Here is a 20,535-nt window from a genome sequence, read left to right as displayed (position 1 = left end):
TTTGGAATTGAAAAAAGTCAGCCCCGGTGACGGGGTTGGCTTTTTTCGTTTTACCCTCCCCGCAAATGAGAACCAGGCGGCGATCAGCGACAGACTATCATTGTTAAAATGGGGCACCGGTTGGCTTAGGGTGTGGTGCCGGTGACGAATGAAATCCCATAATAATGATTGAAAGGAAAGACACATGAAGAAGGCTCTTACTGCAGGATTCACCTCGTTTTTACTGGCAGGCGTACTCGCAGCGCCAGCATCGGCCCTGACCGTCGGGAATGTTGATGTTCCTGAGACTTATTCGGCGATGGGGCAGGAACTTGCTCTGAACGGCGCCGGCACCCGTTCCAAGTTTTTTATGGACCTGTATGTGGGCGGGCTTTATGTGCCTAAGAAAGTCTCGAACGGCGAGGCCGTGATCAACGCAGACGAGCCCCAGGTCATCACCCTGCACATTACCTCTGGCATGATCACCAGTGAACGCATGACCGATGCGACCATGGATGGCTTCCGGGCCTCGACAGGTGGCGATCTGTCCGGTATCCAGTCGGATGTTGACCAATTCATGTCTGTGTTCAAGGAAGAGATTAAGGAAGGCGATGTATTTGACCTTGTCTACCTTCCGGGAGAGGGGGTTCGGGTACTCAAGAATGGCGTGGAAAAGGATACCGTGGGCGATCTGACGTTCAAAAAAGCCTTGTTCGGTATCTGGCTATCGGATAAACCGGCGCAGGAAGATCTGAAAGAAAGCATGCTGGGCCAGCGTTGATGCGCTGAACCTCCAAAAAAACCGGCATTTGCCGGTTTTTTCGTTTGGCGCCGACTTACTGGTAGTCCCGCTTTTGTTTGAATTCGCAAAGATCTTCGATCATGCAGGCACCACAGCGTGGTTTGCGTGCGGTACAGGTGTACCGGCCATGCAGAATCAGCCAGTGGTGGGCATCCAGCAGGAACTCTTTGGGCACCAGGCGCACCAGGCGCTTTTCGACTTCAAGAACGTTCTTCCCGGGCGCGATACCGGTTCGGTTTGATACCCGGAAAATATGGGTATCAACCGCCATGGCAGGCTGGCCAAAAGCGGTATTCAGAACCACGTTTGCAGTTTTACGCCCGACACCGGGTAGCGCTTCAAGTTCCTCCCGGGTGTCAGGCACTTCACTACCGTGCTTCTCGATCAGTATGCGGCAGGTTTTGATGACGTTTTCAGCCTTGCTGTTAAACAGGCCGATGGTTTTGATGTATTCCTTCAGCCCATCAACACCCAGCGCCAGAATGGTTTCCGGGGTGTTGGCCACAGGGTAGAGTCTGTCTGTGGCCTTGTTGACTCCGACATCCGTTGCCTGGGCCGAGAGTATGACCGCAATCAGCAATTCGAAGGGCGTACTGTAGTTGAGCTCTGTGGTCGGGTTGGGATTTGCAGCCCGTAACCTCGAAAATATTTCCGTGCGCTTTTCTTTGTTCATGAGAAGTTTTTGGCCATCATGAGATAGTACCGGTGACCCGAACCCGCTTGCTGCCAGCAGGTGCTTGTACCGGCTCCTGGGCTTTGCGCTGTTCCTTCAGGTGGTTGTCGATGCCGTTTTTCAGGGCAATCAGAAGCCCGAGGCCGACAAACGCACCCGGTGGCAGCACCATAAACAGCATGTCCGGGTAATGCTCAAACGGGCGAAGGGTCCAGTCGGCCGCCACGGGCCCCAGCAGCAGGTGCATATCAGCAAACAGGGTGCCCTGGCCAATCAGCTCACGCATGCCGCCCAGAGTGACCAGAACCGCCAGAAAGCCCAACCCCATCATCGCGCCATCCAGTACGGCCGGAAGAGGCGGGTTTTTGGAGGCAAAAGCGTCTGCACGACCCAGAATGGCGCAGTTGGTGACAATCAGCGGAATGAAAATACCCAGAATCTGATAAAGCTCGTAGGTGAAGGCCTGCATCAGCAACTCGGCGCAGGTCACAAAAGAGGCAATGATCATCACGAACGCCGGTAGCCGAACCGACTCACCAACAAAATTTCGGATCAGCGACACCGACAGGTTCGAGCCCATCAAAACCAGCAGCGTCGCCAGCCCCAGGCCAATAGCATTGACCACGGTGCTGGTGACCGCCAGCAGAGGGCAGAGCCCGAGTACCTGTACCAGCGCCGGGTTGTTGTGCCAGAGCCCATCCTTGATGATCTCGGCGGAGGTTTTGCTGCTCATGTTCCGGTCTGCTCCTCTTTTGCCGTGCCCGCGGCAATTGCTTCGGGGTTCAGCCGTTGCTGGCCGGGGCCTGATGGTGCGTTCAGCCGCTCACGGATGACGTCCCGGTTCTGGCGGAAATAGGTCAGGGTTTTGCGAACGGCCTTTACCACAGCCCTCGGGGTAATAGTGGCACCGGTAAACTGGTCAAAGACACCGCCGTTCTTTTTTACATTCCAGGCTTTCGTGTCCGGATTGCCCAGAGATTTTCCGTCGAAACTGTAGACCCAGTCGGATTTCCGGGTTTCGATGCGATCCCCCAGGCCGGGTGTTTCCTTGTGGCTGGTTACCCGCACGCCAAGCACTTCGCCCTGAAGATCCAGGCCCACCAGCAGATGTATGTTGCCAGAGTAACCGTCTGGTGCAACCGTCGGTAATATCATGCCTACAATGCGGTTATCCTGGCGGGCAACCCAGGCCTTCATTGGCTCGCTACCCGGGAGTCTGTCGCTAGGGGGCAGCGTAACCACGTCGTTCAGCATGTCATTGTTGTGCTGGCTTTCGGGAATGATCTCGAACAGGGCCCTGGCTTCGGCGCGGGCGGCTTGCTGTTGAATCCGATCCTCAGTGAGACCCTGGGTCAACGCTATGGTGCCGCCGGTGATGATGGCGAACAAGCCAAGGCCGATGGCGCTGCGGCGAATGGATGAAGACAGTGCGCTCATGGATCAGCCCCCACTCCTGCCCGGCACACCCCGGCGGGCTTTGTGGTGCCCGTAAGTCCGTGGCGGGGTGTAGTGATCGATGAAGGGCACGGCGAAGTTCATCAGCAATACCGCAAACGCGACCGCATCGGGGTAATTGCCCCAGGTGCGGATAAGATACACCAGAATGCCAATGCCAGCGCCGTAGATCAGTTTGCCCTGGTGGCTGGTTGCCGCAGAGACCGGGTCGGTGGCAATAAAAAAGGCGCCCAGCATGGTGCCCCCGGCCAGCAGGTGCAGTTGCAGCGGCGCGTACTGGTCGGCGTTGGTGCCGAACAGCAAGCTCATGGCGACAATCCCGGCCAGGAAGGCGACCGGAATGTGCCAGGTAATGATCTTCATAAGTACCAGCAACAGGCCGCCTGCCAGAAAGGCGATGTTAACCCACTCCCAACCCCGGGCGACGAATCCGCCAAATGTCGGGTGCACCAGCACCTCTTCGGCCGTATGGGTTGCGATCTTGTGTTTGTATTCATCCAGCGGTGTGGCCATGGTCCAGCCATCGACTGCCACCTGGGTGCCGGAGAATATCTTGGCCAGGGTTTCGCCCAGCCCGGGAGCTCCGCTCCAAAGGGTACTGGCTTCGGCCCAGTTGGTGGTCATGGCCACCGGGAAGGAGATGAGTACCAGCGCATAGCCCACCATGGCCGGGTTGAAGGGATTGGAGCCCAGCCCGCCGTAAAGTTGCTTGGCGACGATAATGGCGGCAATAACGGCAATCCCCGACACCCACCAGGGGGTGAACTGCGGCAGCGCCAGGCCAAGCAACAGGCCAGTCACTGCGGCTGTGTTGTCACGCAGGAAAAAACCGACCGGCTTGTGCCGAAGCTTGAGAAACAGAGCTTCCGAGGCCAGGGCCAGGGCCATGCACCAGACTACGTTAATCAGGTTGCCCCAACCGAAGACCAGAGTCTGAGCCAGCAAGCCGGGCAGGGCAGCCAGAATCACCCACAGCATAACCCGGGAGGTGGGGCGTGCGCTGTGGGCATGGGGTGAGGACTGTTGAGCAAGAGCCATGAATATCCAGCCTGAATGAATTATTGAGACGAGGCGGGCGCTTCCGCCACCTGCTTGCGGGCATCCTCCAGCGCCTGCCTGGCCCGATTTACCCGATCGTGATTTTTGGCCACAGCCCGCTCCAGCTTGTCCACGTTATCCGCTTGCTGGGTTCTGGCTTCCTCAAGCATGCCTTGCATGGTGTCAAGTTTGGCTTCGGCCTGAGTGAGCTGCTTCTCCAGCGCTTCGATGTCCGGCATTTCTTCCACGGGCGGTGCCGCCGGTTGCTCTTTAGCCTGGGCGGCCGCTTTGGCTTTCTTGCGCTCCAGTGCCTGCTGCACCAGAGCGGCCTTGGCGGCGCGATCGTCGGTGGCTTCGCCCTGGGCGGCGGCCTGCTCGGCTTCCGCCTGTTTCTTCGCCTGGGCCTCGGCTGCGGCCTGGGCCCGCTGTTTGCGACGTTCTTCTTTCTCCTGCTGTTCCCGCTCCAGCCGCGCCTGACGGGCTTCAAAGCGCTCCCGGGCCCGGTCTGCCTTGAGTTGCTCGGCTCGCTGAGTGCGAATCTCACCCTTGGCAAAGCGGTAATACTGCACCAGCGGAATCGAGCTGGGGCAGACATAGGAACAGGCGCCACACTCAATGCAGTCGAACAGATTCAGGTGTTCCGCCTTCTCAAACTCCGCGGCTTTGGAATACCAGAACAGCTGTTGCGGCAGCAGTTCCATCGGGCAGGCCAGGGCGCATTGTCCGCAGCGAATGCAGGCCTGCTCTGGCGGCGGTTCCGGCAGCTCGCCGTGGGCGACGGCAATCACGCAGTTGGAGGTTTTCACCACCGGCACGGCGTCGGTGGTCAGGGTGTAGCCCATCATCGGGCCGCCGAGAATCAGGCGATCCAGCTTGTCTTCTCGTAGCCCTGCCTGTTCCAGCAACTGGCTGACCGGCGTGCCGATAAGGGTTTCAAAGTTACCGGGTTCACTCACTGCATCGCCGGTAATGGTGACCATACGTGAGATCAGCGGCTTGCCTTCGAAGATGGCCTGGCCAACCGCCACGGCGGTGCCGATGTTCTGGCACATCACCCCGATATCCGCCGGAATGCCACCGCTGGGCACTTCCAGGCCAGTCAGAATCTGGATCAGCTGTTTTTCACCACCGGACGGGTACTTGGTGGGGATAACGGCGATCTCGATCTGGGTTCCCTGAACTGCCTCGCGCATGGCGGCGATGGCTTCGGGCTTATTGTCTTCGATGCCGACCACACAGCGGGACGGCCGCAAAATCCAGGCCATCACCTGCAGGCCGGAAATCACCGCCACCGCCTGCTCGCGCATGGTCATGTCATCGGCGGTGATGTAGGGCTCGCACTCGGCGCCGTTCACAATCAGTGTGTCGACTTTGCGGTCTTTGGGTGGGCGAAGCTTGATGTCGGTGGGAAAGCCAGCGCCACCCATACCGGCAATGCCTGCCTGGCGGATGCGCTCCAGTACCTGGTTGCGATCCAGCTTCTTGTAATCGCTGACCGGATCCAGCGAGCACCACTGTTCTTCGCCATCGGGCTGCAACAGGATGCACCAGTCTGCCATGCCCGACGGGTGCGGCACCGAACGTTGCTCGATACCGGTAATCACCCCGGAGGTAGGTGCGTGTACGGGGACGCCCATGCCGTTACTGACGTCGGCAATCACCTGGCCTTTCAGAACCCGGTCACCGATGGTGACAGCCACCTCGGCTGGCTCGCCAATGTGCTGCTGTAGAGGCAAGATCAACAAATCCGGGAGCGCGGCCTTACGCACCGGGCGGTCGGTGGACTGATGTTTGTTTTCCGACGGGTGAATGCCCCCCGCAAAGTCCCATAGCTGAGTCATCAGGCGCTGGCCTCCTTGCGATCGGTGGCAATAATCCGGGGTTCCGGAGGCGTCCAGGTCCAGGTGCGGATGTCGGGTTTCAGGGTAATCATGTCGATGCAGTCAACCGGGCAGGGTTCCACGCAGAGATCGCAGCCGGTGCATTCACTTTCGATGACGGTGTGCATGTGCTTGGCCGCACCGAGAATGGCATCAACCGGGCAGGCCTGGATGCACTTGGTACAGCCGATGCATTCATCTTCGCGAATCACCGCCACCCGTTTGGCCTGTTCAACGCCGTGCTCGGAGTCCAGCGGCTGGGGTTCAACGTCCAGTAGATCGGCCAGAGATTTGATGGTGCCGTCGCCACCGGGCGGGCATTTGTTGATAGCTTCGCCGTTGGCGATGGCTTCTGCGTAAGGCCTGCAGCCGGGAAAGCCGCACTGGCCACACTGGGTTTGTGGCAGAAGGGAATCGATCTGGTCGACCAGAGGGTTGCCTTCGACTTTGAATCGTTCAGAAGCGAAACCCAGCAGCCCGCCAAACACCAGTGCCAGGGCCAGCAGAACCACAACGGCAATCAGGAAACTCATCCACATAACAACAACTGCTCCGTCAGACCGCTACCAGGCCGGTAAAGCCCAGGAAGGCCAGCGACATCAGCCCCGCAGTGACCATACCGATGGCAGCCCCCCGGAAGGCGACCGGCACATCCGATACGGCAATGCGCTCGCGCATGGCCGCAAACAGCACCAGCACCAGCGAAAAACCGGCGGCAGCGCCAAAGCCGTAGAGTACCGATTCCACAAAGTTGTTGTTCTTGTTCAGGTTGAGAAGGGCCACGCCGAGAACCGCGCAGTTGGTGGTAATCAGCGGCAGGAAAATCCCCAGCACCCGATACAACAGAGGGCTGGTCTTGCGCACCACCATTTCTGTGAACTGCACCACCACCGCAATCACCAGAATGAATGTGATGGTTTTCAGATAAGCCAGATCCAGTGGTGCCAGCAGGTAGGTGTAAGCCAGATAACTGCACACCGATGACAGAGTCAGCACAAAGGTGGTGGCCAGTGACATGCCCATGGCGGTTTCCAGCTTGCCGGAGACCCCCATGAACGGGCATAGCCCGAGGAACTGCACCAGCACAAAGTTGTTCACCAGAATGGTGCTGACCAGAATCAGTAAATACTCTGCCATCGGATGTCTTGGCCTCTACCGTTTACATCACACGCATGCCGGGCGTGGCGCCGGAGTCGGGAGACAGGATGAAAATGTCCTTGCCACCCGGGCCTGCCGCCAACACCATGCCTTCAGACATACCAAACTTCATCTTCCGGGGCTTCAGGTTGGCCACCATAACGGTCATACGGCCTTCCAAGTCCTCCGGTTTGTAGGCGGACTTGATACCAGCAAACACATTGCGCTCGCCATGCCCCACATCAAGAGTCAGGCGAAGAAGCTTGTCGGCGCCTTCCACATGCTCTGCCTTAACGATCTTCACCACTCGCAGGTCTACCTTGGCAAAATCCGGAAACTCGATTTCATCGGCAATGGGTTCAAGATTTTTGGCGGCCTCCGGTTTGCTGTCGCCCTGAGCTGCCGGCAACTCTTCCTTCGAGGCCTCCAGCATTTTTTCGATCTGGGGCATTTCAACCCGGCTCATCAGCGGCTTGAACTTGTCGATACCGTGGTTTTCCAGCAGCGCGGCGCGATTGTTCCAGTCCAGCCGGGAGTTCAGGAACGACTGGGCCGCATCCGCAGTTTTCGGCAGTACCGGTGCCAGGTAGGTCATCAGCAGACGGAACATATTGATCGCGTTGGTGCAGATCGCCTGCAGCTTGTCGCCCTGGCCTTCCTGCTTGGCAATCACCCAAGGCTGCTCGTCGTTGACGTACTGGTTGGCAATATCGGCCAGTTCCATAATCCGGCGCATGGCCCGGCCAAATTCGCGGGTTTCGTAGAATTCGGCGATCTGCTCACCCGCCTCGATGAATTCCTGCAATTTGGCCTGCTCGGTCACCTTGCCCAGCTTGCCATCAAAGCGTTTGGTGATGAATCCGGCGCTGCGACTGGCGATGTTGACCACTTTACCTACCAGATCGGAGTTCACCCGGGCCGCGAAGTCTTCCAGGTTCAGATCCATATCATCCACGCCGCCGGTCAGCTTGGCGGCAAAATAGTAACGCAGGTATTCCGGATTCAGATGATCCAGATAAGTGCGGGCCATGATGAACGTGCCCCGGGATTTGGACATTTTCTTGCCGTTCACCGTTACAAAACCATGGGCCCAGACCGCCGTTGGCGTGCGGAATCCGGCGCTGTGCAGCATCGAAGGCCAGAACAGAGCGTGGAAGTTGATGATGTCCTTGCCGATAAAGTGATACACCTCAGCTTCGGAACCCACCTTCCAGTAGTGTTCGAAATCAATGCCTTCGTGGTTGCACAGATTCTTGAAACTGGCCAGGTAACCAATAGGTGCATCCAGCCAGACATAGAAATATTTGCCCGGTGCATCCGGAATCTCGAAGCCGAAATAGGGTGCGTCGCGGCTGATATCCCACTCCTGAAGGCCCGCATCCAGCCACTCTGCCAGTTTGTTGGCCACCTGCGGCTGCAGCGCACCACTGCGGGTCCAGGTGCTCAGGAAGTCATGAAATTCCGGCAGTTTGAAGAAGTAGTGCTCAGACTCCTTCTCAACCGGCGTGGCACCGGATACTGCAGAACGCGGATTGATCAGCTCGGCTGGTGTGTAGGTGGCGCCACAGGCCTCGCAGTTATCACCGTACTGGTCTTCGGTTTTGCATTTCGGACAGGTGCCTTTGATAAACCGGTCCGCCAGAAACATTTCCTTCTCGGGATCGAAGAACTGGGTGATCTTGCGGGTAGCAATGTGATCATTGTCCTTCAGTTGCCGGTAGATATACTCCGAGAAATACTGGTTTTCTTCCGAGTGGGTGGAATAGTAGTTGTCAAAACGGATTTGGAAGTCCGCAAAGTCTTCCTGATGCTCCTGCCGGATGCGGTCGATCAGTTGTTCGGGGGTAATACCCTCGCGCTCTGCCCGCAACATAATGGCGGTTCCGTGGGCGTCGTCTGCGCAAACGTAATAGCAGTTGTGGCCACGCATATTCTGGAAGCGCACCCAGATGTCGGTCTGAATGTACTCCAGCAAATGCCCCAGGTGAATCGGCCCGTTGGCATAGGGCAGGGCGCTGGTAACCAGAATATCGCGCTTTTGCTTACTCGCTTGCGTCATGGTGATGTCCGAACCTTTCGTTTTACAGGATTGGAGACCCAAATAGAGGGGAAAGGAAGCAAACCCGTGTTGATTGCTCCAGGTGAAGACCCCATATGGTCAGAAACGGCCACAGATGATACCTTCCAAACCATCATTTTTCACCTGCATTCAAGCTTATCAGCTTATTCCGGAGACCCCGATGACCCAGATATCCGAACAGGCCCTGCAGGCTGCTGTGAAAGAATACCGGGACCCTTACCTCAACAAAGACTTGTATGAACTGGGTGCGGTTAAGCAACTCAGCGCCGACGACCAGGGTAAAGTCACCCTGATGGTTGAACTGCCATACCCGTCCCGAGGCATCGCGGGTGGCCTGAAACAGATCGTGGCCAACGCTCTGGAGTTCGTTGACGGCGTGGAAAGTGCTGAGGTACACGTTGGCCAGAAAATCCACAGCTACAAAACCAACAAAGAACTGCCCGCCATACCCGGCGTGAAAAACATCATTGCCGTTGCCTCGGGCAAAGGCGGCGTAGGCAAGTCCACCACCTCCGTTAACCTGGCTCTGGCCCTGCACGCCGAAGGCGCCCGGGTCGGCATCCTCGACGCCGACATCTACGGCCCCAGTGTTGGCATGATGCTGGGCGTGCCGGAAGGCAAACGTCCGGACGTGCGTGAAAACAAATACTTCGTCCCCATGCCCGCCCACGGCCTGCAAGCCATGTCCATGGCCTTCGTGACCACCGACAAAACCCCCATGGTCTGGCGTGGCCCCATGGTCAGCGGTGCCGTGATGCAGCTACTCCAGCAAAGCCTCTGGGATGAGCTCGACTACCTGATCATCGACATGCCCCCGGGCACCGGCGACATCCAGCTCACCCTGGCCCAGAAAGTTCCCGTGGCTGGCGCCGTTATCGTTACCACGCCCCAGGACATTGCCTTGCTGGATGGCAAAAAAGGCATCGAAATGTTCCGCAAAGTCGACATTCCCGTGCTCGGTGTCGTGGAGAACATGAGCGTTCATATCTGCTCCAGCTGTGGTCATGAAGAGCCCTTGTTCGGTTGCGGTGGTGGTGAGCGTATCGCAGAAGAATACCAAACCAGCCTGCTTGGCCAGCTGCCCCTGCACATGACCATCCGCGAACAAACCGACAGCGGCGCGCCGACCGTGGTATCCGAGCCGGATTCGGAAGTGGCAAGACGCTATCGGGACATCGCCAGAAGGGTGGGGGCGGAACTGTCCACCCGCGAGCGGAATCTTGGTGGGACGATTTCCAGTGTTTCCGTAACTGAGCATTAACCAAGATCAGGTGCCAAGGGACTGAAACTCCGCTGTCGGATCGCGACGTCAGGCCCTTCTGTCCAAAAATGTCGGAGGCCATGGATGGCCGGAGAGAAGCGCACAGGGAAGTGCTCGTAGCGGTTTTTGGACAGAAGGGCCTGATGTCGCAGCCACCTGCAGTAGCGTTTTTCGGAAGGCGCGTCTCACTTCCTTCTGATTCCGCTCGCAGGCTGCGAAGAGCGAGAGCGTCGAGGCTTCGACAGTCACCACTCGACAAGGTAAACTACGCCCCAATTTTTCCCAGCTGGAAACGAGAATTCACTATGAGCATCAAATCCGACAAGTGGATCCGCCGGATGTCCGAGCAACAGGGCATGATCGAGCCCTTCGAGGCCGGGCAAGTCCGCGAAACCGAAAAAGGTCGCGTCATCTCCTACGGCACCTCCAGCTACGGGTACGACGTACGTTGCAGTAACGAATTCAAAATCTTCACCAACGTACACAGCGCCACCGTCGACCCGAAAAACTTCGACGAAAACAGCTTCGTAAACTACACCGGTGACGTCTGCATCATTCCGCCCAACAGCTTCGCCCTGGCGCGCACCGTCGAATACTTCCGCATCCCGCGCAACGTACTCACCATCTGCCTGGGCAAAAGCACTTACGCGCGCTGTGGCATCATCGTCAACGTCACCCCGCTGGAGCCCGAGTGGGAAGGCCAGGTAACCCTGGAGTTCTCCAACACCACCAACCTGCCAGCGAAAATCTACGCCAACGAAGGCGTCGCACAGATGCTGTTCTTTGAATCAGACGAAGTGTGCGAAACCAGCTACAAGGATCGCGGTGGCAAGTACCTTGGCCAAACCGGCGTGACCCTGCCCCGGACATGAACGCCAACCAGTTTCTCAAAGCCGTATCCCAACTGCAGGGCTGGCGCGAATGCGCCTTCCTGCTGGCGTTGGCTGAACGCTCCTTTACCAATTACGCCCTGTTTGCCGAAGCTGTTGGCCTGAAAACCGGTGCTAAAATGCGACAGCTGCTCGACCTGGCCTGGGATATGCTGCAAAAGGATGCGGAAGACGCGGCTATTCCCCAGTTGCTGAGCAAGCTCGAAGCCCTCAGTCCCAGTGTCGATGACTACGACGCCTACGGTGTTTATCCGGCCTTCGACTTCTGCCAGCTGCTGGAGCAGGCCCTGCTCAACCGCCTGAATCCGAACAAGCACCGGGCCACAGACGCCGCCCAATTGGCCACCAAAACCGTCACCGACTTTGTTGAAATGTCCGAAGGTGAAGGCCTCGATGACAACGAACTGATCAACCTGTTCGAGCACCATCCTTTGCTCAAGGACGACAAGCTGTTCCAGCGGGACACCGTGCTTGCCCTGAAAAAACAGCGCACTCCCACCGAAGACTTCCTCGCGGAATTGCGCGCCGGGGCCGCGAACGACGGTGTCAGCAACCTGGGCATCTCCCTGGACGGCTGAATACCAGCTTCACGCTACACTGCCTTGTTATCGCCCGAACGAACTCTGAACGGAAATCACCATGAAACTCTCAGCTTTTGGTCGAAAATTTACCGCGGATGCGGGCATTACTTCCCTGATGGATGACCTGGGCAATGCCATGGCCTCCGGTGAAGATATGATCATGATGGGGGGCGGCAACCCCGGCCATATTCCCGAAATCCAGCAGCGGGTGCAGGGTATTCTGGCGGACATGGCAGCGGATGAGAGGCAGGTGCGTCGACTGGTGGGGATTTACGATCCGCCCCAGGGCGAGAAACAATTCATTGCCGCGTTAGCAGAGCTTCTCAATCAGGAGTACGACTGGGGTCTGAAACCGGAAAACATTGCGCTGACCAACGGCAGCCAGGCGGCCTTTTTCATGCTGTTCAACATGTTTGGCGGTGATTACGGCGAAGGCCAGCGCAAGCATATTCTGCTGCCCCTGGCACCGGAATATATCGGTTACGCTGATGCGGGCATCGACCAGAACCTGTTCCACGCGGTGCAGCCCGACATTTCCTTCACCGATGCCCACGAGTTCAAGTATCGGGTGGATTTTGACGCGGTGGAAGTAACCGGTGAGACCGGCGCTATCTGTGTGTCGCGCCCCACCAACCCTACCGGCAACGTGATTACCGACGAAGAACTGGCGCGGCTGGAAGAGTTGGCCCGGGCGCACGATATTCCGCTCATCGTGGACGGCGCCTATGGCACACCGTTTCCAAGTTTGCTGTTTGTGGATGCCAAACCCACCTGGAATGACCAGATTATTCTCTGCCTGAGTCTGTCCAAGCTGGGCTTGCCAGCGGCAAGAACCGGTATCGTGATTGCCGCCGAGCCGGTGATCAAGGCGTTGTCTGGCATCAACGCGATCATGAACCTGGCTACCGGCAGTTTTGGCGCCATGTTGGCGGAGCCACTGGTGCGCTCCGGTGAAATTCTGTCCCTGAGCCGGGATGTAGTGTGCCCGTTTTATCAGGCCAAGATGCAGCGGGCAGTCGCCGCCTTCCAGGAGGCCATGGGCGAAGACACCTGTCGCTGGTACGTGCATAAACCAGAAGGGGCCATGTTCCTCTGGCTCTGGTTCCCGGATTTGCCGATCTCAAGCCTGGAGTTGTATCAGCGCCTGAAGGCCCGCGGTGTATTGGTAGTGTCCGGCCATTACTTCTTCCCTGGGCTGCCCGAGGACGGCTGGCGGCATCGGAACGAATGCCTGCGGGTGACTTACTCCCAGGACGATGAGCAGGTGGCCAGGGGCTTGCGGATTATTGCCGATGAAGTGAAAGCGATCTGGGCTGGTCACAGCGCGAGTCGGTAACGCCGGTCAGTGCCGGGCGCGGCCTGCTACCTGGCGATTTTTGCGCTGTTCAGTTTTAGCTCATACTCGCTGCCATCGGGTTCTATCTGGAGCAGGCGAACCAGAGTGTATTCACGCTTCGGGTCGAACCACATCAAGGTCTGGCGCCTGGACTCGTCGCTCCGAACCTTTTCAACCTTCACAGTATGGTTCAGGTCGGTGCCGGGTGTTTCGGTGTCTTCGGCAATAACCGCGAAGTGATCCTCGTCAAAGCGGCCTTTATCCAGCACCTGATAGGTAACTTCGTGCTTGCCGGCGATCAGGTCTTGTTGCAGTTGAAGTTGCAGGCCAAGTGGGTCGAGCGTGTTGTCCCGCAGCTCCACCTCAAATTTTCGGCCGCGGTAGTGGCCGCTGGCGGTTCGCTTCTCCCAGTCAAAGCGGATTTCCTGCTCGCGCTCCTTGACCAGAAAACCGGACAGCCGGTAGTTGTACCTGAGTGGAATCACCTGACCATGCTCCCAGCGAAAGGTCAGAGACTCGTCTATATCGGCGATGAAGGACTTTACATCTGTCTGATAGAGCCAGACTCCGTTGTCCTGGCTGGACAGTTCCCTTACGCCTGCGCCATTCAGGCTGACACCCTTGGAAATAGATGCGCTGTAGCTGGCTTTATAGGGGGTGAGCTCCCGCGTTGTATCTCCGGTGGCCGGGGCTGCGAATGCAAAAACAGCAAAAATCAGCCCGGCAAGTAGCCGGGCGATGGGGGGGCGGATTATGGCTGCATGCATCCTGAAACCTCTTTGGCGAACGGGAACCTTCTCCAGTGTAGCGGTTTGGTGCGTTGCAAAAAGTGACGGTTTGTTCAGTCAGCAGGAAGCACGAGGGGAGCGGCCAGAGGTTTGCCGTCGAACGAAACGCCGTTGGCATCCAGGCTAATGCGGCCCTCACACAGCCAGCGCACCACAATCGGATAGAGCGTGTGTTCTTGTTTTTGCACTTTTTCCGCCAGGCTTTCTGCCGTATCGCCACTGGCAACCGGTACTTCAGCCTGGGCGATAACCGGGCCGCCGTCGAGCTCTTCGGTGACGAAATGCACCGACACGCCGTGAACGGCATCCCCTGCATCCAGCACCCGTTGATGGGTGTTCAGGCCGGTGTAAGCCGGTAGTAGTGAGGGGTGAATGTTCAGCATCCGGCCACGGAATGCACGCACAAAGTCCCGTGTGAGAATGCGCATAAAACCGGCCAGTACCACTGCATCGGGGTTGTGCCGTAAAATTTCCGCCAGCAAGGCCGCGTCAAATTCTTCCCGGGAAGTGAAGTCTTTGTGATTCACCACAAATGTCGGGATGTTGGCCTGCGCCGCTCTTTCCAGCGCAAATGCGCCGGGCCTGTTGCAGCCCACAGCTACGATTTCACCCGGAAAATCTCTCGTCCGGGTGCTGTCGATGAGCGCCTGCAGATTGGTTCCACTGCCGGAGGCCAGAACCAGAATTTTCGGAACCGGTGCCGGGTCTGCCATCATGCCTTCAGTAACCCCGGAGCGTAACGTACTGAGGGCTCCTGTTCGCTGTTGCCGGAAGATTCCATGATGCCAACCTGCCAGACGGTTTCGCCCATGGCCTGGAGGGTATCAATGGCAAGCGCTTTCTGATCCTCGGGCACGCAAACGATCATGCCGATGCCACAGTTGAACGTACGGTACATTTCTTCTTGTGCGACACCGCCCGCATTCTGCAGCCACTGGAAAACCGGGGGTAGCTCCCAGCTCTGGGTATCAATGGCCGCAATGGTGCCTTTGGGCAGCACGCGGGGAATATTCTCCGGCAGGCCGCCGCCGGTGATATGCGACAAGGCCCGGACGTCTACTTCGCGGATCAGCTTCAACAGGTTTTTCACGTAGATACGGGTGGGTGCCATAAGTGCGTCACCCAGGGTGCTGTCGCCCATGGGCTGGGTCAGATCCGCGCCACTGACTTCGATAATCTTGCGAACCAGTGAATAACCATTGGAGTGAGGGCCGGAAGACCCAAGGGCAAGCAATGCATCACCCGGCTGGGCGCGGCTGCCGTCAATGACGTCCTGGCGTTCAACTACACCGACGCAGAAACCAGCCAGATCGTAGTCTTCACCCTCATACATGCCTGGCATTTCAGCTGTTTCGCCACCGACCAGTGCGCAGCCTGCCTGCTCGCAGCCTGCTCCGATTCCCTCAACCACCTGCGCGGCGACATCAACGTTCAGCTGGCCGGTCGCGTAGTAATCCAGAAAGAAGAGGGGTTCGGCGCCACCCACCACCAGGTCGTTCACACACATGGCGACCAGGTCGATGCCGATGGTGTCATGCTTTTGCAGTTGCATGGCCAGGCGTAACTTGGTGCCCACACCGTCGGTACCCGAGACCAGAACCGGCTCTTTATAACCGGCGGGAATTGAAACCATCGCGCCGAATCCGCCCAGACCGCCAAGCACCTCCGGGCGTCGGGTGCGGGCAGCGGTTGATTTGATTCGATCAACAAGGTCATTACCGGCATCAATATTCACGCCAGCATCGCGGTAGGTCAGGGAGGGCTTCTGTTCGCTCATGGAAAATAACCATTCGGCCTAGTGGGTCAAGCGGCGGATTTTAGCAGGTGCGCACGGGCGGTCCAAATGGATTTGATATTCCTGCCGTATTCCAGTGCAACTGTTGCCACGTTGTAACCCTGCAGTCCCTTGCTACTCTCGTCTCCGGTGATGGTGTATCCTGTGCGCCAACCATGGGATTGACAAGGTGTTTCATGACCAAATCAGTATTCAGATCCGGGTCAGGCTGGCTGTTTGCCTCACTGGTTGCGGCTTTTTTCCTGAGCCTTTCGGTGCCAGCCAGTGCAGTCACTGTTTCCGGATTATACAGCGTTGATGTGCCGGTTAGCGGAACCTCCTCCGGCGAGCTGCGGCGGGGGTATGCCGAAGGGCTTGGCCAGGTATTGGTCAGGGTGTCCGGAACCCGGGAGGTCTTGGCGCTGGAAGGGGTGGAGTCGATTCTCGAACAGGCGGAGTCATTGCTGTTGTCCTATCAGGTGATCCGCGAAGCGGGTCAGGCCAGGTTGCAGATGAGTTTTGGCGCCGTGGGCGTTAACCGTGCCCTGGCCTCTGTGCAGGCTCCGGTGTGGGGCGCAAACCGCCCGCTGACCTTGTCCTGGGTTGCGGTTGAAGAGCGGGGTAATCGTGAGCTGCTCACTCGCCAGTCAGCGGATAATCAGTGGGCGCAGTTATTGTTGGCTGAAGCGGCTACCCGTGGTTTGCCGGTCGCCTTCCCACCGGATGACTTTGCCGGTGATCGCACCCTGTTGTCGGATCTCTGGGGCCAGTTTGTTGGCCGCATTCAGCAGGCCTCCGGGACACTGCCCCACGATGCTCTGGCGCTGGTTCGTATCAGCCGTGCGGGAGATCAGTGGCGTGCGGGCTGGGTGTTTGAAGGCATGGGCATGAATGATGGCGAGCAATCCCTGAGCGCTGCCACACCCGAGTTACTGGCGAGAGCCGTGATCGACCGCTGGACAGAGCGGTTTGCCAGCCGATACGCGGTCACCGCAGGTGAGGCGGGCGAATCTCCCAAGGTTGATATTGTGCTGGAGGGCGTCGTCAGCCTGGCCGATTACGGGCAGGTGACCAGTGCGCTCCAGAGCCTGACACCGGTAGTGTCAGTGGGAGCATCGCGGGTGCGCGGTGAGCGCCTTACCGCAGAAGTGGCGTTTTCGGGTGAGCTGGATCAGTTGCAAGAGTATCTGGCGCTTGATCCCAGATTTGTTGCCATTGAGGCGCCTGAGGAGCCGTTGGCCGAAAACCGGATACCGTCAGCAGATGGCGGTGCAGCTGAGCCGGGTGTGGCTGACAACTCGACTGCACCGGAAGACGGCTCCGGCGCTGCCGATGCGCCTGGCCAGGAGGGTAGCGCTGAAGGGCAGACCCCATTCAGCTACCAGCCGATGATGGCCGCAGACGAGACGGACGCCGAGCAGGCCTTCGAATCGCTTTACGAGGTGCTTTACTACCGTTGGCAGCCAGCACCTGGTGCCTCGGGCGACAACCGTAACTGATCGGTGGGGGAGGCTGGCCGGTGAGTCTGAAGCAGTGGCGCTGGATTCCCAATGCCCTGACATTTTTTCGGCTGGTGCTGATTGTGCCGTTTTCTTCGGCACTGCTTAACAGTAACTACCGGCTGTCGCTTGTTATCTTCTTTGCAGCCGCTCTGACCGATGCCTTCGACGGATTTCTTGCGCGCCGGTTCCACTGGCGCTCCCGGCTCGGGGCTGTGGCTGACCCGCTGGCAGATAAAGCGTTGCTGATTTCGGCCTATCTGATGCTGGCCTTGTCTGGGGTGCTGCCGCTCTGGCTCTTTTTGCTGGTGTCTGGCCGGGATCTGGTTATCGTGCTGGGAGCACTGGCGTATCATTACGGTGTGGGCCGGTTTGATATGGAGCCAACCGTTCCGGGCAAGTTGAATACCTTGATACAGGTTATGGTGGTTCTGGCGATTATCATACTGCTGGCAGGATGGCCGATGCAGCCGTGGGTCATTGATACGGGCATATGGCTGGTGGCGGCATCGGCGTTATTCAGTGGGGGGCATTACGTCGCGATATGGAGTTTGCGGGCCTGGAGGGCGAAACGATCATGAAAGCATCTCAGTTGGTTCTCGGCGTAAAGCTCCGGGACGATGCCCGGTTCGACAACTTTCACGGTGATCGCAATCGCGCCTCCGCGGAACGTCTGTTTTTGGTTTGCCAGAACCCGGGCGGATTGCCTGTGGTGGTGGTGTGTGGCGATGCGGATACGGGCAAGAGCCATTTGCTGCAAGCGGTCTGTCATGAGGCAGAGCGAGCCTCAAAAACCGCCGTGTGCATCAGTATTGAGGAGTTGATGCGGTTTGGGCCAGAGGCGCTGGCGGGCCTGGATAACCACGACGTGGTCTGTCTGGATGACCTGGATCTGGTGGCGGGCAAGCCGGATTGGGAGGAAGCCATTTTCCACCTTTACAACCGGGTGCTGGATCAACAGGGCCTGTTAGTCGTCAGTATGTCTGAGGTGCCTGCGTCCTTACCTTTCGGGTTGGCCGATCTCGGATCCCGTCTTGCCCACGGCCTGCTTCTGCAGCTGGGAGTGTACCGCGACCAGGATCGCTGGCGGATTCTCCTGGCCAGGGCAGAGCAGCGCGGGTTGGTCATGAGCGATGATGTGGCAACCTTTATCATGCGCCGGGCACCGCGCAGGCTGGGCGACCTTCTGGGTTTGCTGGATACTCTGGATGAGAACTCGCTGCAGGCACAAAGACGTTTGACCATACCGTTCGTGAAAACGGTGATGGGGTGGTAGCAAATATTATTCTAATAACCTGGGCACCATTGGGGAGACGACATGAGGCGGGTGGTATTCAATCAAAAGGGCGGTGTTGGCAAGTCCAGTATTACCTGTAATCTGGCCGCCATCAGCGCGGCCCGGGGCAAGCGAACACTGGTGGTCGACCTCGATCCGCAGGGCAACTCCACGCATTATCTGCTGGGGGTGCCCGCTTCCGGGCTGCGCGATACGGTTGCTGACCTGCTGGAGCAGACCGTCGCGTTCAGCGTATTCAATCGCCGCCCGGATGAGTTTGTCCATTCTTCTCCATTCGAGAATCTGTTCGTCATGCCATCGAGCCCGGAGCTGGATTTTCTGGAGCGCAAACTCGAGGCCAAGCACAAGATATACAAACTCAGGGAGTTCCTGAAGAAGCTCGGAGACAGCTTTGATGAAATTTTCATCGATACCGCGCCAGCCCTGAATTTTTACACGCGTTCGGCACTGATTGCCGCTCAGCGTTGCCTGATTCCTTTCGATTGCGACGACTTTTCCCGTCAGGCGCTATACAGCATTCTGGGCGAGATTCGTGAGCTTCAGGAAGATCACAACGAAGAGTTGGTGGTGGAAGGTATCATCGCCAACCAGTTTCAGCCCAGGGCAAGTCTGCCGAGGCAGCTGGTTCGTGAACTGACTGAAGAGGGGCTGCCCATGTTGCCGGTGCGCCTGTCCAGTTCCGTGAAAATGAAAGAGTCTCATCAGGCCCGGCAGCCGTTGATTCATATGGCGCCCAAGCACCCGCTAACGCAGCAGTACCAGGATTTGTATCGGGTACTGCATGGCGAGACAGTGGAGCTGGTGGCGGAATGAAAAGGAATTAAAAAATGAGTGATGATTCCCGGCAGGTTCATCGGGTGGCTGATAGCCTGCTGAACATTGAGATTGAGCTCCGGCGGCTAGAGCTGTGGCAGGAGGATCGCCCGGCGCCGGAGGCATTCCAGAGCACCCAGCCGTTCTGTATTGACACCATGACCTTTCCCCAGTGGCTGCAGTTTGTGTTTCTGGAGCGTATGGCCATGATGGTAGAAGCCGGGGAGCCACTGCCGTCGATATCGGGCATCGCTCCGATGGTTGAAGAGCACTTTCGCGGGTTGCCCCAGTCTGGCCGCCAATTGCAGGCGGCACTGGAAGAGATGGATCGGTTACTGACCGGAGAGGGCCAGTAATACTAGTGGGCTGTGTCGTGATCCAGCCGCATTGACAGGTCGATGGCTTTGACATCTTTGGTCAGGGCGCCAATCGAGATAAAGTCGACCCCGGTTTCTGCAATAGCAACCAGTGTGTGCTCGTTAATTCCCCCGGATGCTTCGAGCTTGGCGCGCCCCGCTGTCTGCTTTACCGCTGTTGTCATGTCTGCCAGCGAGAACTCATCCAGCATGATAACGTCGGCGCCAGCGTTCAGTGCCTGCTCCAGTTCGTTCAGGGTTTCGGTTTCCACTTCCACCGGTTTGCCGGGGGCGATTCGCCTGGCTTCGGCAACAGCAGCCGCAATAGAGCCGCAGGCGGCAATGTGGTTTTCCTTGATCAGGAACGCATCCCACAAGCCCAGCCGGTGATTGTCACAGTTGCCGCAACTGACCGCGTATTTCTGTGCCAGTCGCAAGCCTGGCAGGGTCTTCCGGGTATCCAGAAGGCGGACATTGGTGTGGGCAACGCGACGAGCGTAGTTGCTGCAACTGGTCGCTACGCCGGAAAGGGTCTGCAGCCAGTTCAGCGCGGTACGCTCGGCGGTTAGCAGTGAGCGGGCGGCGCCTGCCATGGTGAAGATAACGTCGTTGGCCGGAACGTCATCACCGTCGCGGAAGTGCCAGTGAAGCTGAACCGAGGGGTCGGTTTGCCGGAAAACTTCCTCCACCCAGTCACGCCCCGCCAGACGAGCCTTCTCACGGGTGATCACCCGACCGCTCGCCTGTTTGTCGGCGGGAATCAGCATGGCGGTAATGTCGCCATCACCGATATCTTCACGCAAGCTCTGGGCAACCGATTCAACGCGCGACTGACGCAACAGTTCAGAAGAAATCATGGGGTATCCATTGGTCGGAAGTGACTGAAAAGTGTGTGG

At 58.1% G+C, this 20,535-nt stretch carries 22 protein-coding genes; 10 read left to right on the top strand and 12 right to left on the bottom strand.

All coding sequences use genetic code 11. The annotated features are described in order from the left end of the window. Positions 1-184: 184 nt before the first annotated feature. The gene (locus tag C7H09_RS15070; RefSeq protein WP_106764150.1) at positions 185-760 is read left to right on the top strand and encodes a chalcone isomerase family protein; all 576 of its coding nucleotides are present in this window, start codon (positions 185-187) and stop codon (positions 758-760) included. Between the two features lie 55 nt (positions 761-815). Here C7H09_RS15070 and nth read toward each other — a convergent pair whose 3' ends face one another. Genes nth through metG form a run of 8 tightly spaced genes read right to left on the bottom strand, consistent with a single transcriptional unit; the run spans position 816 to position 9,023 of the window. After that, positions 816-1,454 carry an endonuclease III gene (gene nth, locus C7H09_RS15065; protein ID WP_106764148.1) on the bottom strand — a complete coding sequence of 213 codons (639 nt, stop codon included), beginning with the start codon at positions 1,452-1,454 and terminating at the stop codon, positions 816-818. 16 nt (positions 1,455-1,470) lie between these two features. Then, positions 1,471-2,187 (bottom strand): electron transport complex subunit E, encoded by a 717-nt coding sequence (locus C7H09_RS15060; protein ID WP_106764145.1) that lies wholly within the window; start codon positions 2,185-2,187, stop codon positions 1,471-1,473. Then, positions 2,184-2,891: an electron transport complex subunit RsxG gene (gene rsxG, locus C7H09_RS15055; protein ID WP_106764142.1), complete on the bottom strand. Its 708-nt coding sequence runs from the start codon at positions 2,889-2,891 to the stop codon at positions 2,184-2,186. Before rsxG ends, C7H09_RS15060 begins: the two co-directional genes overlap by 4 nt. 3 nt (positions 2,892-2,894) lie before the next feature. Beyond that, positions 2,895-3,947, bottom strand: a complete 1,053-nt coding sequence (rsxD, locus tag C7H09_RS15050; protein ID WP_106764139.1) for an electron transport complex subunit RsxD — start codon at positions 3,945-3,947, stop codon at positions 2,895-2,897. 20 nt (positions 3,948-3,967) lie between these two features. Further along, the gene (gene rsxC, locus C7H09_RS15045; RefSeq protein ID WP_106764136.1) at positions 3,968-5,788 is read right to left on the bottom strand and encodes an electron transport complex subunit RsxC; all 1,821 of its coding nucleotides are present in this window, start codon (positions 5,786-5,788) and stop codon (positions 3,968-3,970) included. Further along, on the bottom strand, positions 5,788-6,366 hold the full coding sequence (rsxB, locus tag C7H09_RS15040) for an electron transport complex subunit RsxB (RefSeq protein ID WP_106764133.1): 579 nt from the start codon (positions 6,364-6,366) through the stop codon (positions 5,788-5,790). Before rsxB ends, rsxC begins: the two co-directional genes overlap by 1 nt. 16 nt (positions 6,367-6,382) lie before the next feature. Next, on the bottom strand, positions 6,383-6,964 hold the full coding sequence (rsxA, locus tag C7H09_RS15035; protein WP_106764131.1) for an electron transport complex subunit RsxA: 582 nt from the start codon (positions 6,962-6,964) through the stop codon (positions 6,383-6,385). Positions 6,965-6,986: 22 nt separating this feature from the next. Continuing rightward, entirely contained in the window at positions 6,987-9,023 is a 2,037-nt protein-coding gene (gene metG / locus C7H09_RS15030; protein ID WP_106764129.1) for a methionine--tRNA ligase, read from the bottom strand. A 181-nt stretch (positions 9,024-9,204) separates the two neighbouring features. Between metG and apbC the strand changes: the two genes are divergently transcribed. The 4 genes from apbC to C7H09_RS15010 all read left to right on the top strand — a co-directional run bounded on the left by apbC (position 9,205) and on the right by C7H09_RS15010 (position 13,112). After that, positions 9,205-10,305, top strand: a complete 1,101-nt coding sequence (apbC, locus tag C7H09_RS15025) for an iron-sulfur cluster carrier protein ApbC (protein WP_106764126.1) — start codon at positions 9,205-9,207, stop codon at positions 10,303-10,305. 305 nt (positions 10,306-10,610) lie between these two features. After that, positions 10,611-11,177 carry a dCTP deaminase gene (dcd, locus tag C7H09_RS15020; protein ID WP_106764124.1) on the top strand — a complete coding sequence of 189 codons (567 nt, stop codon included), beginning with the start codon at positions 10,611-10,613 and terminating at the stop codon, positions 11,175-11,177. Beyond that, entirely contained in the window at positions 11,174-11,773 is a 600-nt protein-coding gene (locus C7H09_RS15015; protein ID WP_106764121.1) for a YjaG family protein, read from the top strand. The genes dcd and C7H09_RS15015 overlap by 4 nt, the downstream gene beginning before the upstream one ends. Before the next feature lie 61 nt (positions 11,774-11,834). Next, a complete protein-coding gene (locus tag C7H09_RS15010; RefSeq protein ID WP_106764118.1) occupies positions 11,835-13,112 on the top strand; it encodes a valine--pyruvate transaminase in 1,278 nt (425 codons plus the stop codon). Positions 13,113-13,138: 26 nt separating this feature from the next. Here the strand turns inward: C7H09_RS15010 and C7H09_RS15005 are convergent, their stop codons facing one another. From C7H09_RS15005 to purM, 3 genes are all read right to left on the bottom strand, one after another. Next, positions 13,139-13,879, bottom strand: a complete 741-nt coding sequence (locus tag C7H09_RS15005; protein WP_106764115.1) for a DUF3108 domain-containing protein — start codon at positions 13,877-13,879, stop codon at positions 13,139-13,141. A 74-nt stretch (positions 13,880-13,953) separates the two neighbouring features. Beyond that, a complete protein-coding gene (gene purN / locus C7H09_RS15000) occupies positions 13,954-14,616 on the bottom strand; it encodes a phosphoribosylglycinamide formyltransferase (protein ID WP_106764113.1) in 663 nt (220 codons plus the stop codon). Next, positions 14,613-15,677 carry a phosphoribosylformylglycinamidine cyclo-ligase gene (purM, locus tag C7H09_RS14995; protein WP_106764111.1) on the bottom strand — a complete coding sequence of 355 codons (1,065 nt, stop codon included), beginning with the start codon at positions 15,675-15,677 and terminating at the stop codon, positions 14,613-14,615. Before purM ends, purN begins: the two co-directional genes overlap by 4 nt. 194 nt (positions 15,678-15,871) lie before the next feature. On the opposite strand from purM, the gene C7H09_RS14990 reads away from it, so the two are divergent. Genes C7H09_RS14990 through C7H09_RS14970 form a run of 5 tightly spaced genes read left to right on the top strand, consistent with a single transcriptional unit; the run spans position 15,872 to position 19,639 of the window. Beyond that, positions 15,872-17,173 carry a DUF2066 domain-containing protein gene (locus C7H09_RS14990; protein WP_106764108.1) on the top strand — a complete coding sequence of 434 codons (1,302 nt, stop codon included), beginning with the start codon at positions 15,872-15,874 and terminating at the stop codon, positions 17,171-17,173. Positions 17,174-17,193: 20 nt separating this feature from the next. Beyond that, entirely contained in the window at positions 17,194-17,754 is a 561-nt protein-coding gene (locus tag C7H09_RS14985; protein ID WP_106764105.1) for a CDP-alcohol phosphatidyltransferase family protein, read from the top strand. Beyond that, the gene (gene hda, locus C7H09_RS14980; protein WP_106764102.1) at positions 17,751-18,449 is read left to right on the top strand and encodes a DnaA regulatory inactivator Hda; all 699 of its coding nucleotides are present in this window, start codon (positions 17,751-17,753) and stop codon (positions 18,447-18,449) included. Before C7H09_RS14985 ends, hda begins: the two co-directional genes overlap by 4 nt. Positions 18,450-18,491: 42 nt before the next feature. Then, complete coding sequence (locus C7H09_RS14975; protein WP_106764100.1) at positions 18,492-19,283, top strand: ParA family protein; 792 nt, start codon at positions 18,492-18,494, stop codon at positions 19,281-19,283. Positions 19,284-19,297: 14 nt separating this feature from the next. Then, positions 19,298-19,639, top strand: coding sequence for a YqcC family protein (locus tag C7H09_RS14970; protein ID WP_106764098.1), 342 nt, complete (start codon positions 19,298-19,300; stop codon positions 19,637-19,639). A 2-nt stretch (positions 19,640-19,641) separates the two neighbouring features. Here C7H09_RS14970 and nadC read toward each other — a convergent pair whose 3' ends face one another. After that, positions 19,642-20,496, bottom strand: a complete 855-nt coding sequence (nadC, locus tag C7H09_RS14965) for a carboxylating nicotinate-nucleotide diphosphorylase (protein WP_106764096.1) — start codon at positions 20,494-20,496, stop codon at positions 19,642-19,644. Between the last annotated feature and the right edge of the window lie 39 nt (positions 20,497-20,535).

This window comes from Marinobacter fuscus, from assembly GCF_003007675.1.
Classification (GTDB): domain Bacteria; phylum Pseudomonadota; class Gammaproteobacteria; order Pseudomonadales; family Oleiphilaceae; genus Marinobacter; species Marinobacter fuscus.
This window is presented reverse-complemented; position numbering and strand designations above follow the sequence as displayed.